Source organism: Dinoroseobacter sp. S124A (genome assembly GCF_049801015.1).
Classification (GTDB): Bacteria; Pseudomonadota; Alphaproteobacteria; order Rhodobacterales; family Rhodobacteraceae; genus Dinoroseobacter.
Map to the genome: position 1 here is coordinate 551,157 of NZ_JBNAGD010000001.1, position 14,525 is coordinate 565,681.

17 protein-coding genes and 1 tRNA gene are annotated in these 14,525 nt (G+C 66.5%); 13 read left to right on the plus strand and 5 right to left on the minus strand.

Going from position 1 to position 14,525, the window contains the following annotated elements; all coding sequences use genetic code 11:
* Positions 1-4: 4 nt before the first annotated feature.
* Entirely contained in the window at positions 5-916 is a 912-nt protein-coding gene (locus tag ACP15I_RS02565; protein WP_424973776.1) for an MBL fold metallo-hydrolase, read from the minus strand.
* A gap of 51 nt (positions 917-967) precedes the next feature.
* Between ACP15I_RS02565 and ACP15I_RS02570 the strand changes: the two genes are divergently transcribed.
* Entirely contained in the window at positions 968-2,284 is a 1,317-nt protein-coding gene (locus tag ACP15I_RS02570; RefSeq protein ID WP_424973777.1) for an ATP-binding protein, read from the plus strand.
* Here ACP15I_RS02570 and ACP15I_RS02575 read toward each other — a convergent pair.
* Positions 2,256-2,474 carry a hypothetical protein gene (locus ACP15I_RS02575; protein ID WP_424973778.1) on the minus strand — a complete coding sequence of 73 codons (219 nt, stop codon included), beginning with the start codon at positions 2,472-2,474 and terminating at the stop codon, positions 2,256-2,258. The two genes, ACP15I_RS02570 and ACP15I_RS02575, sit on opposite strands and share 29 nt — an antisense overlap.
* A 277-nt stretch (positions 2,475-2,751) precedes the next feature.
* Positions 2,752-2,828: transfer RNA gene (locus ACP15I_RS02580), tRNA-Ile, on the minus strand.
* Positions 2,829-2,935: 107 nt separating this feature from the next.
* Here ACP15I_RS02580 and ACP15I_RS02585 point away from each other — a divergent pair.
* From ACP15I_RS02585 to xth, 5 genes are all read left to right on the plus strand, one after another.
* Positions 2,936-3,394, plus strand: a complete 459-nt coding sequence (locus ACP15I_RS02585; RefSeq protein ID WP_424974109.1) for an ABZJ_00895 family protein — start codon at positions 2,936-2,938, stop codon at positions 3,392-3,394.
* Positions 3,395-3,477: 83 nt separating this feature from the next.
* Positions 3,478-4,533, plus strand: a complete 1,056-nt coding sequence (purM, locus tag ACP15I_RS02590; protein ID WP_424973779.1) for a phosphoribosylformylglycinamidine cyclo-ligase — start codon at positions 3,478-3,480, stop codon at positions 4,531-4,533.
* Positions 4,530-5,123 (plus strand): phosphoribosylglycinamide formyltransferase, encoded by a 594-nt coding sequence (gene purN, locus ACP15I_RS02595; RefSeq protein ID WP_424964517.1) that lies wholly within the window; start codon positions 4,530-4,532, stop codon positions 5,121-5,123. The genes purM and purN overlap by 4 nt, the downstream gene beginning before the upstream one ends.
* Positions 5,124-5,240: 117 nt before the next feature.
* On the plus strand, positions 5,241-6,398 hold the full coding sequence (gene rnd / locus ACP15I_RS02600; RefSeq protein ID WP_424973780.1) for a ribonuclease D: 1,158 nt from the start codon (positions 5,241-5,243) through the stop codon (positions 6,396-6,398).
* Positions 6,399-6,570: 172 nt separating this feature from the next.
* Positions 6,571-7,350 carry an exodeoxyribonuclease III gene (gene xth / locus ACP15I_RS02605; protein ID WP_424973781.1) on the plus strand — a complete coding sequence of 260 codons (780 nt, stop codon included), beginning with the start codon at positions 6,571-6,573 and terminating at the stop codon, positions 7,348-7,350.
* Positions 7,351-7,362: 12 nt separating this feature from the next.
* On the opposite strand, the gene ACP15I_RS02610 is transcribed toward xth, so the two are convergent.
* Complete coding sequence (locus tag ACP15I_RS02610; RefSeq protein WP_424964513.1) at positions 7,363-8,532, minus strand: FAD-dependent monooxygenase; 1,170 nt, start codon at positions 8,530-8,532, stop codon at positions 7,363-7,365.
* 132 nt (positions 8,533-8,664) lie between these two features.
* Complete coding sequence (gene dksA, locus ACP15I_RS02615; protein ID WP_424964512.1) at positions 8,665-9,087, minus strand: RNA polymerase-binding protein DksA; 423 nt, start codon at positions 9,085-9,087, stop codon at positions 8,665-8,667.
* 175 nt (positions 9,088-9,262) lie between these two features.
* Between dksA and ACP15I_RS02620 the strand changes: the two genes are divergently transcribed.
* The 7 genes from ACP15I_RS02620 (at position 9,263) to ACP15I_RS02650 (ending at position 14,522) form a co-directional block, all read left to right on the plus strand.
* Positions 9,263-10,105, plus strand: a complete 843-nt coding sequence (locus ACP15I_RS02620; protein ID WP_424973782.1) for an AAA family ATPase — start codon at positions 9,263-9,265, stop codon at positions 10,103-10,105.
* Positions 10,106-10,189: 84 nt separating this feature from the next.
* Complete coding sequence (locus ACP15I_RS02625; RefSeq protein ID WP_424973783.1) at positions 10,190-10,645, plus strand: N-acetyltransferase family protein; 456 nt, start codon at positions 10,190-10,192, stop codon at positions 10,643-10,645.
* Complete coding sequence (locus ACP15I_RS02630; RefSeq protein WP_424973784.1) at positions 10,642-12,039, plus strand: DUF2927 domain-containing protein; 1,398 nt, start codon at positions 10,642-10,644, stop codon at positions 12,037-12,039. Before ACP15I_RS02625 ends, ACP15I_RS02630 begins: the two co-directional genes overlap by 4 nt.
* Entirely contained in the window at positions 12,039-12,206 is a 168-nt protein-coding gene (locus tag ACP15I_RS02635; RefSeq protein ID WP_424964508.1) for a hypothetical protein, read from the plus strand. The genes ACP15I_RS02630 and ACP15I_RS02635 overlap by 1 nt, the downstream gene beginning before the upstream one ends.
* Positions 12,207-12,212: 6 nt before the next feature.
* The gene (locus tag ACP15I_RS02640; protein ID WP_424964507.1) at positions 12,213-13,400 is read left to right on the plus strand and encodes a vWA domain-containing protein; all 1,188 of its coding nucleotides are present in this window, start codon (positions 12,213-12,215) and stop codon (positions 13,398-13,400) included.
* 58 nt (positions 13,401-13,458) lie between these two features.
* A complete protein-coding gene (locus tag ACP15I_RS02645) occupies positions 13,459-13,905 on the plus strand; it encodes a MarR family winged helix-turn-helix transcriptional regulator (RefSeq protein WP_424973785.1) in 447 nt (148 codons plus the stop codon).
* Positions 13,902-14,522: a cysteine hydrolase family protein gene (locus ACP15I_RS02650; RefSeq protein WP_424973786.1), complete on the plus strand. Its 621-nt coding sequence runs from the start codon at positions 13,902-13,904 to the stop codon at positions 14,520-14,522. The genes ACP15I_RS02645 and ACP15I_RS02650 overlap by 4 nt, the downstream gene beginning before the upstream one ends.
* Positions 14,523-14,525 lie beyond the last annotated feature (3 nt).

A 14,525-nucleotide genomic window follows, 5' to 3' on the forward strand; every position in this document is an offset into this window, starting at 1 on the left:
GCAACTATTCTTGCGGGGCCGAGAAAACACTGTCCGCGCGCAGCTCGGCATCGAAGGCGGCTTCGTTTTTCGATGCCATTTCAATAAGATGAGCGAGGACGTTCCGCGCCGCGGCAGGCAGCAGGGCGGCAGGTGTCTCGACATAGATCCTCTGGGCGAGCTCCGCAGCGGAACCGGGCGCGCTGCGCAATGCGTCGGCGATCTGGCGCCCGCGCATCTCGCGATGGGCCCTGAGCTCGGCGAGACGGCGTGCGGGCGCGGCAATCACCTCCCCATGGCCGGGATAAAAGACCTGATCCTCCCGCGTTGCGAGCCGGGCGAGCGATGCCATGAAAGCGGCCAGATCCCCGTCCGGCGGCGAGACCAGCGAACTGGCCCAGCCCATGACCAGATCGCCGCAGAACAGACCGCGCCTCGCGGGCAGGGCAAAGGCGAGATGGTTGCCGAAATGTCCCGGCGTCCAGAGCGCCTCGAGCTGCCAATCGCCATGGGCGGTGATCTCGCTATCCGCCAGTGTTCGGTCGGGCGTAAACCCCGCATCCACCCCTTCGCCCCCCGCTAGCCCGCCGCGCGCGGCCAGCGCCGTCATCTGGGCCGAACGCCCGGCCTGCGCATCGCCGTAGGCCAGCACAGGCGCGCCGGTCGCCGCCGCCAGCAAAGCCGCGCCGGGGCTGTGATCGAGATGGGCATGGGTGACAAAGATATGGCTGACCGTCTCGCCGGGCGACAGCGCGCCGAGGATCGCGGCGATCTGGTCCGGATCGGCGGGGCCGGGATCGATCACCGCCACCTCGCCGGAGCCCACCACATAGCTGTTGGTGCCCCAATAGGTCATGGGCGAGGGGTTCTCGGCCAGCACCCGGCGCACGGCCGGGGCCAGCGTGGCGACGCGGGCGGGGCGGGGGGGCAGGGCCATCAGGCGTGGTCTCCCTTCCGCCCGGCGCATCCCCGGTCTAGGCTGCGCGCCATGTTCCGCTTTCTCAAGAACTCTCTCCCTCGTCGGCTCTATGCGCGGGCTGCGCTGATCCTGATCGTGCCGATTGTCACCATTCAGCTTGTGGTGTCGATCACCTTTCTGCAGCGGCATTTCGAGGATGTGACCCGCCAGATGACCATGACGGTGATCACCGAGGCGCGGCTGCTGCAGGACACGGTGGCCGAGCAGGGGTTGGCCGAGGCCGCGCGGCTGGCAACCGGTCTGCGGATCCGGCTCAGCGCGCTCGATGCGCCCGAGGCCGTGCGGAACAGGCGGGTGTTCTACGACATTTCGGGGCTGACCGTGATCGACACCCTACGCAAGGAGCTGACCGGGATCGGGCTGATCGATCTGGCCAGTGACGACCGGCAGCTGGCCTTTTCGCTCGCGACCCAGAAGGGCCCCGTCCTGCTGCAGCTGGAGCGGCGCCGGGTGTCGGCCTCCAACCCGCATCAGCTGCTGGTGCTGATGATCTTTGTGGGCGGGCTAATGACGCTGGTCGCCTATATCTTTCTACGCAACCAGTTGCGGCCCATCGCGCGGCTCTCCCAGGCGGCGGAGGCTTTCGGCAAGGGGCGCACCACGCCCTACAAGCCCAGCGGCGCACTGGAGGTGCGGGCGGCGGGCCAGTCCTTTCTCGACATGCGCACCCGGATCGAACGCCAGATGGAGCAGCGCACGATGATGCTCTCGGGGGTGAGCCATGACCTGCGCACGCCCCTGACGCGGATGCAGCTGGAGCTGTCCATGCTGCCGCCCTCGCCGGAGGTCGACGCGCTGGAACGCGATGTGCAGGACATGTCGCGGCTGCTGAACACCTTCCTCGATTTCGCCCGGGCCGATGCGCTGGAGGATCCCGAGCTGGTGGATCCGTTCGGGCTGGCCGAGGCGGTGGTGGATCAGCACCGCCGCACCGGGGGGAATGTGGCGCTGGTCCTCAAGGGGGTGGATCCGGAGGCAGAGTGCCTCGTGCCCCTGCGGGCCATGGCCATCGAGCGGGCGTTGGACAACCTGGTGGGCAATGGCCTGCGCTATGGCAACCGGGCGCAGGTCACGGTCGAGGTCTTCCGCTCAGCCGTGCGGTTCACGGTCGAGGATGACGGGCCGGGCATTCCCGAGGACCTGCGGGACACCGCGCTCAAGCCCTTTGCGCGCCTCGATGCGGCGCGCAACCAGAATGCCGGCAGCGGCGTGGGGCTGGGGCTCGCCATCGCCTCCGATATCGCCAGGAGCCATGGCGGATCCTTGCGCCTCGGGATTTCCGAGACGTTGGGCGGGCTTAAAGCTGATCTTGCGATTGCACGGTGAAGCGCTGACCCCGGGAGATCGCCTCCATCACCTGCATGCGGACCACGCCGCCGGTCATGTTGCTCAGGTTGCGATAGGCATCGGCCTTGGCGCGCCGTTCGCTGCCGCCACACATCTCCGCCCCCGCGTGGTAGTAGCCCATGCGCGAGAGGTTATACACGGCAAAGCCCAGTGTTTTGAGAAATGTCATCTTCCACTCCTTGTCTCCTCACCAGAGAAGGATGGGGCAGAATGTCGCAGTTTCCAGTAAATCCGACGTGAAAGCCCGCGGGACCGCCAGTTCCGGGGGAGCAGGGGGCAGGGCATTCGCGTACCGCGGGAACGGATCCGTCGGAGCGGCTCAACCGCAGGCATGGCGCTGAATTCTTGGGCGAAGCCCGGGCTGTGCAAGCCCCTCGCGCCGGGTGAGCGCGCCAAAGACCTGTCCCCAACGGTCTGGGGTTCGGATCTGCGCGACGGAAAGAGGATGGTAGGCCCGGCAGGACTTGAACCCGCAACCAAAGCGTTATGAGCGCTCTGCTCTAACCAATTGAGCTACAGGCCCGCCGCACCCGATGGCTACCAGAGTGCAGCCTCGCGTCAAGCCCGATGGCAGGATCGCCCGCAAACGACCCCGAAACGAAGCCAAACCGAGCAGGGAAGCGCGTTTCCATGTCCATATCCTCCCTTCTGCTGCGTCACGCGCTCTACACGCAGATCTGCATGGTCATTGTGCTGGCTCTGGCGTGCGGACTGATTTTCTTTTTTGATTTCGGCATTGGGGTCGGCGTCAATGGCGTCACGCATTTCGTCCCGGCATGGTATACTGGTGCCATCTACACGCGCCGGACCAAGGTGGCGCCGAGCTCAGGCACGATGTGGAAGCTGTCCTGGATCATGTCGCTGATCAATATCGTGGTTGGCTTCCTGCTCGTTTTTGCGGTCGCACTGGTGTTTGGGATCGAGGACGAGATGATCTCAGATTTGTCTTTCTTCGGCCCTGGGGGCTGGGCGCTCATGGTGGGTGTCGTGTTTCTGTTTGGCGCGGTGGTCGCGCGGTTTTCCTTTGGCTTTGGCGTGAAGGCCGAGCAGCGCCGCCAGGAAGAGCTTGCGGCAAAGGATGCCATGTAAGGCCGGACCAGGGACAGGCCATGGACAGGCCGGTGCGGTCTTGTTAGGTCGGCGCCAACGTTAGCTGCTGCCGGAATCCTGCTATGAATGACACCCCCAAGACGGGTCTGACCTATGCCGAAGCCGGGGTCGATATCGATGCTGGCAACGCGCTGGTCGACCGGATCAAACCTGCGGCCAAGGCCACGGCCCGGCCCGGCGTGATGAGTGGTCTGGGCGGGTTCGGCGCGCTCTTTGACCTCAAGGGCGCGGGCTATTCCGACCCGGTGCTGGTGGCGGCCACGGATGGGGTGGGCACCAAGCTGCGCATCGCCATCGACACGGGCCATTTCGACACGATCGGGATCGATTTGGTGGCCATGTGCGTCAATGATCTGGTCTGTCAGGGGGCCGAGCCGCTCTTCTTTCTCGACTATTTCGCCACCGGCAAGCTGGAGGTCGAGGCCGCCGCCACGATCATCGAAGGCATCGCCAAGGGCTGCTCGGGTTCGGGCTGTGCGCTGATCGGGGGCGAGACCGCCGAGATGCCGGGCATGTATGACGCGGGCGATTTTGATCTCGCGGGCTTTGCCGTCGGCGCGATGGAGCGGGGCGCGGATCTGCCCGCCGGTGTCACCGCGGGCGATGTGGTGCTGGGGCTCGCCTCGGACGGGGTGCATTCCAACGGCTATTCGCTGGTGCGCCGGGTGGTCGAGCGCTCGGGGCTGGGCTGGGCCGATCCGGCGCCCTTTGCCGAAACCAGCCTGGGCGCGGCCCTGCTGACGCCCACGCGGCTCTATGTCAAACCGGCCCTCGCGGCGGTTGCGGCGGGTGGCGTCCATGCGCTGGCCCATATCACCGGCGGGGGGCTGACTGAGAACCTGCCCCGGGTGCTGCCCGAGGGGCTGGGGATTGCCATCGATCTGGATGCCTGGGACCTGCCGCCGGTCTTTGCCTGGCTGGCCGCCGAGGGCGGGCTGGACGAGGCCGAGCTGCTCAAGACCTTCAATGCCGGGATCGGCATGGCGCTCGTGGTGGCGGCGGATCGCGCCGAGGCGCTGACCGAAGCCCTGCGCGCGGCGGGCGAAACCGTCCATGTGATCGGCAAGGTGCAGGCCGACGCGGCAGGCGCCGTCACCTATTCCGGAACCCTTCTGTGACACAACGGGTCGCCATTCTGATTTCCGGCGGCGGCTCGAACATGCTGCGACTGGTGGAAAGCATGGTCGAGGATCATCCTGCCCGCCCGGTGCTGGTGGCCAGCAATGATCCGGAGGCGGGCGGGCTCAAACGCGCCGCCGCACTGGGCATTCCGACCGCCGCCGTGGATCACCGCCCCTTCAAGGGCGACCGTGCCGGGTTCGAGGCCGCGCTGTCCGAGCCTCTGTCGGCTGCGGCCCCGGATATCCTGTGTCTGGCGGGCTTCATGCGGGTGTTGACCCCGGGCTTCGTGACCCGCTGGCAGGGGCGGATGCTCAATATCCATCCGTCGCTCCTGCCGAAATACAAGGGGCTGAACACCCATGCCCGCGCGCTCGAGGCCGGGGACGCCGCCCATGGCTGCACGGTCCACGAAGTCACGCCCGAGCTCGACGATGGCCCGATCCTCGGTCAGGCCCGGCTGGACATCGCGCCCGACGACACGCCCGAGACCCTCGCGAACCGGGTGCTGACCCTCGAACACCGGCTCTATCCGGCGGTCCTGCGCCGCTTTGCCGAAGGCGACCGCAGCCGCCTCGATCTGACCTGATCCACCCCCGTGACGCGACGTCTCGGTCTGGGGCACAAAGCCGCTCTTTTCCAACTGGTCAAAACCGCGTAGGATCAAGTTGGCGAGGCCAAAAAAGAAATAAACTGTAAGGCCCAGATGGACATACTGACTGATACGGACGCACTTTCCGAGTTCTGCGCCCGTGCCGCCGAACATCCCTATGTCACCGTAGATACGGAGTTTCTCCGAGAACGCACCTATTATGCCAAGCTCTGCCTTGTGCAGCTCGCCTATCCGGGCGAGGGGCCCGAGAGCGCGGTGCTGGTCGATCCTCTGGCCGAGGGCATGTCCCTGGAGCCGATGCTCGACCTCTTCCGCGATCCCGGCGTGGTCAAGGTGTTCCATGCGGCGCGGCAGGATCTCGAGATTTTCTACGTGGAACATGGGGTCTTTCCCATTCCGCTCTTTGACACGCAGGTCGCGGCCATGGTCTGCGGCTTTGGTGAGCAGGTCGGCTACGAGACCCTCGTGCGCAAGATCGCGCGCGAGAGCCTCGACAAGACCTCGCGCTTCACGGACTGGTCCCACCGGCCCCTGTCCAAGGCGCAAAAGACCTATGCCCTGGCGGATGTCACCCATTTGCGAGTGATCTACGAGCATCTGTCTGCACAGATCGACCAGAACAATCGCCGCCCCTGGGTTGAGGAGGAGTTGCAGGTCCTGCTGCAGCCCGAGACCTATGTGGTCGAGCCCGCCAATGCCTGGCGGCGGATCAAGACCCGGACCAATTCCGGCAAGTTCCTCGCCACGGTGCGGGAGCTTGCGGAATTCCGCGAGACCTATGCCCAGACCCGCAACGTGCCACGCAGCCGGGTGTTCAAGGATGACGCCCTGCTCGAGCTGGCCTCGACCCGGCCCAAGAGCATGCAGGATCTGAGCCGCTCGCGGCTGCTGCTGCGCGAGGCGCGCCGGGGCGAGATTGCCGATGGCATCCTCGCCGCGATCGAGGCCGGGCAGAGCGCGGATCCCGCGACCTATCCCAAGGTCGACCGGAGCCGCGACAAGATGCAGGTGAACTCCGCGCTGGCGGATCTTTTGCGGGTGCTGCTCAAGGCGAAATCCGAGGATGCGGGGGTCGCCTCGCGGATGATCGCCACCACGGCCGAGCTCGACAGCATGGCCGCAGGGCAGCTCGACGGGCCCGCGCTCAAGGGTTGGCGGGCGCAGGTTTTCGGGCGCGATGCGCTGCGTCTCTGCGATGGCGAGATCGCCCTGACGACCAAGGGCAGCAAGGTCCGCATCGTCGAGCTCTAGCGGGGGACAGGGCCGCATGCCTGACAGCATGCGGCGGACCCGCCTTGCCCCTGCCGTGGGGCGGGGTGAGGGCGCGCGCAAGGCGCGAAACGGACCGCCGCCACGGGCGCGGCGGCTCTGGACTTTCCCGGTCCCCTCGGGCTCTATCGGGCAAAACCGAGAGGGCAGGGACATGCAGGTTGCGACCTTCAACATCAATGGCATCAAGGCCCGGATCAACGCCTTTCCGGAATGGCTCCGCGAGGCCGCGCCCGACGTGGTCGTCCTGCAGGAGATCAAGTCGATCGACGCGAATTTCCCGCGCGAGCTCTTCGAGGATATGGGCTATATCGTCGAGACCCATGGTCAGAAGAGCTTCAACGGCGTCGCCATCCTGTCCAAGCTGCCGCTGGAGGATGTGACCCGCGGCCTGCCCGGGGATGACGACGACGAACAGGCCCGCTGGATCGAAGCGACGGTCATGGGCGAGGTGCCCGTGCGGGTCTGCGGGCTCTATCTGCCCAATGGCAACCCGGCGCCGGGGCCGAAATACGACTACAAGCTCGCCTGGATGGCCCGGCTCGAGGCCCGCGCGCGGGACCTGCTGGCGGCGGAGGAGCCCGCGCTCATGGCCGGGGATTACAACATCATTCCGCAGGATGAGGATGCCGCCCGGCCCGAGGCCTGGCACAAGGATGCGCTGGCCTTGCCCGCCTCGCGCGCCGCCTTTCGGCGGATCCTCAATCTCGGCTTCACCGAGGCGTTCCGCGCCCGCCATCAGGGGGCCGGGCATTATTCCTTCTGGGATTATCAGGCGGGCGCCTGGCAGCGGAATGACGGGATCCGGATCGACCATGTGCTGATGACACCCGATTGTGCCGACCTCATGCGCGATTGCCGGATCGATGCCGCCGTGCGCGGGGGCGAGAAACCCTCGGACCATGTGCCGGTGATCGTGGATCTGGCCGCCTGAGCCGCTGCCCGCCTAGCCCCGGGTGACATCCTCGTTATAGAGCCAGTCGAATTTGTGCAGCGGCAGTTGCGGTGCAAATCGGTTCAGCAGGGACAGCCCCGCATGGGCCATGCTGCGCACGGGCCCCTGTTGCAGGTGATAAGCGCGCGCATTGGTATTGGCGGCCTGCACGGTCTTGGTGACCCGCGCCGCGCGCCGCGCCTCGTAAAGCGCAAATCCCGCCTCGGGGCTGTCTTCGCGCGCCAGACTGTCGGTCAGCACCCAGGCATCCTCCAGCGCCATATTCGCACCCTGGGCCAGGAAGGGCAGGGTGGGATGCGCCGCATCCCCGAGGATCACCGCCCCATCGCGATGCCAGCTCTGGGCGACCTCGTGCCGGAAGAGGCCCCAGACATGGACCTCCTGCGCGGCCTTCATCCAGTTGCGGACCTGCGGCGCGAAACTGGCAAAGGCCCGGGCCACGCGCATGGGGTCATCGGGCTGGGTCCAGCCCTCGGCGGTCCAGCGGTCCCGCTCTTCGACGGCCACGATGTTGCGGACCGTGCCCTCGCGGAGCGGATAGCTCACCACATGCCGGCCGGGCCCCATGAAGACCGAGGCCTCCGGGTCCGGCGCATGGGTCTGGGGCAGGATCATCCGCCAGGCGACCTGGCCGGTGAAGAAGGGCTTGGCGGGCTTGTCCACGGCCTTGCGCACCTGCGAGTGCAGACCATCTGCACCTACGAGGATCTCTGCGCTGCGGGTCTGCCCGCCTGCAAGCTTGAGCGTGGGCGCGATGCCCGGCGACAGGGTCACCCCGTCGACCTTGCAGCCCAGCTCGATCTGAACCTCCAGCTCCCGCGCGGCCTCGGCCAGCAGGGCGATCAGGTCCGCGCGATGGGTCAGGCGAAAGCCCGGCGTCTCGGGCAGGGGCATCCGCAGCACCTCGCGCCCATCGGCAAAGTCGCGCAGCACCACCGCCTCCGAGCGCATGCTCATCTCTGACAGGCGCGCGCCCAGTCCCAGCGCGTTCAGAACGCAGAGGCCGTTGGGGCTGATCTGGATCCCGGCGCCAACTTCGCGGATCTCATCGGCCTGTTCGAGAACGGTGACCCGCGCGCCACGCGCGGCAAGGCAGATCGCGGCGCACAACCCCCCGATCCCGGCCCCAAGGACAGTTATCTCTCGTCCGACCAACACCATATGTGGGGAGTAGCCGCAAAATATTCTGTTTCAAAGCTGGAAACGAAAAACACCGGAGGTTGCCCCCCGGTGCTGTCATAGGTGTGGCCGCTCTGCATCGCGTCCGGGGCTTGCCCGGCGCAATGGGCGGGCTCAGTCGTCGCGGTGGACCTTCTCGCGGCGCTCGTGACGTTCCTGCGCCTCAAGGCTCAGGGTCGCGATCGGACGGGCGTCCAGCCGCTTGAGCGAGATCGGTTCCCCGGTCGCTTCGCAATAGCCATACTCACCCTCGTCGATCCGGCGCAGGGCCGCGTCGATCTTGGTGATCAGCTTGCGCTGACGGTCGCGGGTCCGAAGTTCCAGCGCGCGATCGGTCTCTTCCGAGGCCCGGTCCGCCACGTCAGGAATATTCCGGGCCGCACCCTGCAATTCGGAAATGGTGTTCTGGCTTTCTTCGAGCAGCTCGGTCTTCCACGCCAGCAGTTTGCGGCGGAAATACTCGGTCTGCTTGTCGTTCATAAACGGTTCGTCCTCAGCAGGACGGTAATCGTCTGGCAAAAACGTCTCAGCGCGCATGTTTGCTCCCTCATACAGGCCGGATAGTTCAGCGTCTGGTTCACCTGACATCCGTTGCCCTCCCTGTCTGCGTCATACTCAGATTCCCACACGTTGTCACGCGAATATAGGGGGTTGCCGGGCGAAATCGAAGCTGGTGTAACGTCGCAAGAGATCCCTTTTTCCAGGAGCCCCCATGCGCTTTGACGGCACCGAGGACTATGTCGCCACCGATGATCTGAAGGTCGCGGTCAACGCCGCCGTGACGCTGGAACGCCCGCTTCTGGTGAAGGGAGAGCCCGGCACGGGCAAGACCGAACTGGCCCGCCAGGTGGCCGCCGCCCTCGGGCTGCCGATGATCGAATGGTCGATCAAATCCACCACCCGGGCGCAGCAGGGCCTTTATGAATATGACGCGGTGAGCCGTCTGCGCGACAGCCAGCTCGGTGAAGAACGTGTCCACGACGTCGCCAATTACATCAAGAAGGGCAAGCTCTGGCAGGCCTTCGAGGCCGAGGGCAAGGTCGTGTTGCTGATCGACGAGATCGACAAGGCCGATATCGAGTTCCCGAACGACCTGCTTCAGGAACTCGACCGGATGGAGTTCTTCGTCTACGAAACCGGCGAGACGATCCGCGCCCGAACTCGCCCGATTGTGATCATCACCTCGAACAACGAAAAGGAACTGCCGGATGCGTTCCTGCGCCGTTGTTTCTTCCACTACATCTCGTTCCCCGAGGAAGAGACCCTGCGCAAGATCGTCGAGGTCCATCATCCCGGCCTCAAGGGCGCGCTGCTCGGCACGGCGCTGACCCAGTTCTACGAGATCCGCGAGACCCCGGGGCTCAAGAAGAAGCCCTCCACTTCCGAGGTGCTGGACTGGCTCAAGCTGCTGCTGGCCGAGGATCTGACGGCGGAGGATCTCAAGCGCGACGGGGCCAATGCCCTGCCGAAACTCCACGGCGCGCTGCTGAAGAACGAGCAGGATGTGGCGCTCTTTGAGCGGCTCGCCTTTCTGGCCCGCTCAGGGCGGCGCTAGGCGGCACTGCCCTGTGGCAACGCTTCGCCTTTCCGGCCCGGATGCAGGCTTGCGCCCCTGCCATGCAACTCGCATTCTGCGGCCATGACCGCGCCCCTCACCCTCCGCCCGATAGGCCCTGACGACCAGACGCGCTGGCGTGCGCTGTGGCGCGCCTATCTGGCTTTCTACGAGACCGAGCTGGGCGACGAGATCTACGCGACGAGCTTTGCGCGGCTCTGCGATCCCGAGGTCACCGATTACCACGGGCTGCTGGCCGAACGGGACGGGCAGGTGCTGGGCCTCGTGCATTACATCTATCACCGCCATGGCTGGCATATCGCCCCGGTCTGCTACCTGCAGGACCTCTACACCGTGCCCGAGGCGCGGGGGCAGGGGGTGGCCCGCGCCCTGATCGAAGCCGTCTACGCGGCCGCCGACCGCGACGGGGCGGCCTCGGTCTATTGGACGACGCAATCGGGGAATGCCACGGCGCGCGCGCTCTATGATCAGGTGGCCGAGGTCACGGATTTCATCAAATACGCCCGGGTGACCGCGTGAGGTGGCTGGCCTGGCTCGTGCCGCTGGCATTGCTGGCGGGCTGTGCCTCGGGGCCGCCTGCACCGCAGACCGCGCCACCCAGCCGCCTGCAGCCCAGCGACGAGCTGCCGCCGATGAAGACCTTCGGCACCTATGAACCCGCACCCGTGGGCCGCTCCAACGGGCAGCTCGCGGCGGATTTCGTGGAGCTCAGCTTCCAGATGGAGAGCGGGCGCGCCCTGACGCGCTTCACCCGGTTCGAGGGCCCCGTGCGCGTGGCGGTGATCGGCGACGCGCCGCTGACACTCGGCCCGGACCTTGCCCGGCTGCTCGACCGGCTCCGGCGCGAGGCAGGGCTCGATATCGCCCGGGCGGGCCAGAACGAGGCGGCCCAGATCGTGGTCGAGGCCCTCCCACGCCGCGAGATCCAGCGTTATGTGCCCCAAGCGGCCTGCTTCGTGGTGCCCAATGTGGCGGGCTGGTCCGAGTTTCTGCGCAACCGGCGCTCGGCGGTCGTGGACTGGACCCGGCTGCAGACCCGCACCCGCGCCTCGGTCTTCGTGCCCAATGATGTCAGCCCGCAAGAGGTCCGCGATTGCCTGCATGAGGAAATCGCCCAGGCCCTCGGCCCGCTCAACGATCTCTACCGGCTCGAGAATTCGGTCTTCAACGATGACAATTTCCACCCGGTCCTGACCAGCTTCGACATGCTCATGCTGCGGGTGACCTACGCGCCCGAGCTGCGCTCAGGCATGCTGCCGGCGCAGGTGGCCGAGAAACTGCCATCGATCCTGTCCCGGCTGAACCCCGCCGGGCGCCCGGCGGGGCGGGCACAGCCCAGCGTGCCCCGGCGCGACTGGATCAACGCGGTCGAGGCCGCTCTGGGCCCCGGAACCTCGCCCCGCAAGCGCGAGGAAACCGCCGTCGAGGCCGTGCGCATCGCCCGCGATGCACAGTTCCCCGATGTGCGCAGCGCCTTCAGCTATTACGTGCTGGGCCGCCTCGCGCTCGGCTCGGATCCCGAATTGTCGCTGGCCTCCTTCCTGCAGGCGGGCGGGCTTTATGGCGCGGCCGAGGGCACCGAGGTCCAGCAGGCCCATGTCACCATGCAGATCGTCGCCTTCGCCCTGATCAACGGGCAGGCCAACACTGCCCTGCGTCTGGCCAATAACGCGCTGCCCGCCGTGCAACGCTCGGAAAACGCGGCGCTGCTGGCGACGCTCCTGATGATGAAGGCCGAGGCGCTCGATCTTCTGGGGCGCGCCTCCGAGGCGGAAACCGTGCGTCTCGACAGTCTCGGCTGGGCAAGATATGGCATCGGCTCGGACGCACGGGTCCGGGCCCGGCTGGCGGAAATCGCCGCCCTGCCGCCCCCCGTCAGAGCGCCCGAAGAGACCACAGATCGGGGAAGCTGATGCTGATTGTTGCAGGACTACTGGGCGGGGCCGGCTGGGGCGCATGGCTGGCCAAATCGCGAAACGGGCTGAAGCGCGATATGGCGCAATACGCCGCCGGCTTCGCGATCTTCTGGGGGCTGATCGGCCTCATCGCCACCATCGTTCTGGAACGCATGGCGGCCTGAACCCCCATGTTCCTGCCCTTCTTCACCCAGCTTCGGACCGGCGGCGTGCCGGTCTCCTTGCGGGAATACCTGACCTTCCTCGAAGGTCTGGGCAAGGGCATGGCGGTCTACGACCCCGAGGCGTTCTACTATCTCGCGCGCTGCGCAATGGTGAAGGACGAGCGGCATCTGGACCGGTTCGACCGGGCCTTCGCCGCCGCCTTCAAGGGGCTGGAGCAGATCACGGTGGAGCAGGTGCTCGAGTCCGTGGACCTGCCGCGCGAATGGCTCGAAAAGCTCGCCGAAAAGCACCTGACCGACGAAGAGCGCGCCGAGATCGAAGCGCTCGGTGGCTTCGACAAGCTGATGGAGACCCTCAAGGAGCGCCTCAAGGAGCAGCAGGGCCGCCATCAGGGGGGCAACAAGTGGATCGGCACCGCCGGGACCTCGCCCTTCGGCGCCTATGGCTACAATCCCGAAGGCGTGCGCATCGGGCAGGAGGGCAGCCGCCACCAGCGCGCGGTCAAGGTCTGGGACAAGCGCGCCTTCAAGAACCTCGACGACACGGTTGAGCTCGGCACGCGCAACATCAAGGTCGCCCTGAAACGCCTGCGCCAATGGGCGCGCGACGGGGCCGCCGATGAGCTCGACCTCGACGGCACAATCCGCTCTACGGCCGAGCATGGCTATCTCGACGTCCAGACCCGGCCCGAGCGGCGCAACGCGGTCAAGGTCCTCCTGTTTCTCGATGTGGGCGGCTCCATGGACCCCCATATCAAGCTCGTCGAGGAGCTCTTCTCCGCCGCCCGCGCCGAGTTCAAGCATCTGGAGTATTTCTACTTCCACAACTGCATCTATGAGGGTGTCTGGCGCGACAACCGCCGCCGCTGGTCCGAGCAGATGTCCACCTTCGAGATCCTGCGCACCTACGGGTCGGACTACAAATGCATCATCGTCGGCGACGCCTCCATGTCGCCCTATGAGATCGCTCATCCCGGCGGCGCGAATGAGCACTGGAATGCCGAAGCGGGCTATGTCTGGCTCGAACGGCTGCGCGACCAATGGCCGAACCATCTCTGGCTGAACCCGGTGCCCGAGCGGCACTGGCGCTACACCCAGTCCATCGAGATGATCCAGCAGGTCTTCGGGCCCGAGCGCATGGTGCCTATGACCCTCGACGGGATCGATCGCGGGATGCGCGTGTTGGGGCGCTGAGCGCGCAGTCGGTTCACCTTGACATCCTGCATGTCATAATGACATCTGTATTGTCATTATGACTGACTCCTCTCTCTATTCCCTGATCTGGATGTCCCGCCCCCTGATGCAGGCGGCGGAGGCATCGGTCGAGGCGGGGCTTTCCGGCACGGGCCTCACCGTGCGGATGCGCGCCGTTCTGGAAATGCTCCATGCCCATGGCGATCAGACCGTGCCCGAGATCGCCCAACGGCTTGAGATCAAACGCCAATACGTGCAGCTCATGGTGAACGAGACCGGCGCCGCCGGGCTGACCGAGCCGCGCGCGAACCCGCGCCACAAACGTTCGCCCCTGCTAAGCCTGACCGAGACCGGGCGCGCCCTGATCGATGGGGTTGTCGCGCGCGAGCGCGCGCTGGTCGACCGGATCGGCGCGGATCTCGACCCGGCCGAGGTCGACGCCGCCCTGCGCATCGTGCAGACCCTGACCACCCGTCTCAAATCCCACGCAAAGGACATGCCATGACGCTGGTATATCTCCTCCTCGGCCTGCTCCTCGCGGGCTTTCTCTGGCTTTGCTACGGCACCTGGCGCATCGGACGGCTCAGCACCGGCGCGCCTATCGGCCCGCGCCCGGGCATAGCGCTCTTGCTGGTCGATCTGCAGACCGTGTTCTGGGAGGGTGGCGCCTATGCCGAGGCCGACAAGACCCGCGCCGCGGCGGCCATCGAGCAGGAAATCGCGGAAGCCAAGGCCCGAAACCGCCCCATCATCGCGGTCCGGCAGGAATGGTCCCAGCCCGAGACCAAGACCCTCGCGCGGCTCTTCATGAAGGGGCAGGCGCTTCCCGGCTCCCCCGGAACCGAGATCGCCGCGCCCTTTGCCGGGGCCGCCCAGCACGCGCTCGTCAAACGGGTGCAGGACGGGTTCGAGACCGGGGCGCTGGATCCGCTCCTGTCCGAGCTCGACGTGGGGGCCCTGCGGATCGTCGGGCTCGACTTCAACTACTGTGTGCTCAAGACCGCGCTCGCCGCGCGGCAGCGGGGCTATGACGTCACCGTGGTGACCGCCGGAACGCTGGCCGCCGGAGCGCGCGCGACATCCGAAGCGCGGCTGAGCGGGGCCGGGGTGCGGCTGGCCTGAGCC

Coding starts and splice junctions, on each gene's coding strand:
- dksA (WP_424964512.1), bottom strand. CDS start 9,087: ATGCGCGCTGAGACGTTTTTGCCAGACGATTACCGTCCTGCTGAGGAC.
- purM (WP_424973779.1), top strand. CDS start 3,478: ATGAATGACACCCCCAAGACGGGTCTGACCTATGCCGAAGCCGGGGTC.
- ACP15I_RS02645 (WP_424973785.1), top strand. CDS start 13,459: ATGACTGACTCCTCTCTCTATTCCCTGATCTGGATGTCCCGCCCCCTG.
- ACP15I_RS02635 (WP_424964508.1), top strand. CDS start 12,039: ATGCTGATTGTTGCAGGACTACTGGGCGGGGCCGGCTGGGGCGCATGG.
- ACP15I_RS02620 (WP_424973782.1), top strand. CDS start 9,263: ATGCGCTTTGACGGCACCGAGGACTATGTCGCCACCGATGATCTGAAG.
- ACP15I_RS02565 (WP_424973776.1), bottom strand. CDS start 916: ATGGCCCTGCCCCCCCGCCCCGCCCGCGTCGCCACGCTGGCCCCGGCC.
- ACP15I_RS02625 (WP_424973783.1), top strand. CDS start 10,190: ATGACCGCGCCCCTCACCCTCCGCCCGATAGGCCCTGACGACCAGACG.
- rnd (WP_424973780.1), top strand. CDS start 5,241: ATGGACATACTGACTGATACGGACGCACTTTCCGAGTTCTGCGCCCGT.
- ACP15I_RS02585 (WP_424974109.1), top strand. CDS start 2,936: ATGTCCATATCCTCCCTTCTGCTGCGTCACGCGCTCTACACGCAGATC.
- ACP15I_RS02640 (WP_424964507.1), top strand. CDS start 12,213: ATGTTCCTGCCCTTCTTCACCCAGCTTCGGACCGGCGGCGTGCCGGTC.
- ACP15I_RS02650 (WP_424973786.1), top strand. CDS start 13,902: ATGACGCTGGTATATCTCCTCCTCGGCCTGCTCCTCGCGGGCTTTCTC.
- ACP15I_RS02575 (WP_424973778.1), bottom strand. CDS start 2,474: ATGACATTTCTCAAAACACTGGGCTTTGCCGTGTATAACCTCTCGCGC.
- ACP15I_RS02570 (WP_424973777.1), top strand. CDS start 968: ATGTTCCGCTTTCTCAAGAACTCTCTCCCTCGTCGGCTCTATGCGCGG.
- xth (WP_424973781.1), top strand. CDS start 6,571: ATGCAGGTTGCGACCTTCAACATCAATGGCATCAAGGCCCGGATCAAC.
- ACP15I_RS02610 (WP_424964513.1), bottom strand. CDS start 8,532: ATGGTGTTGGTCGGACGAGAGATAACTGTCCTTGGGGCCGGGATCGGG.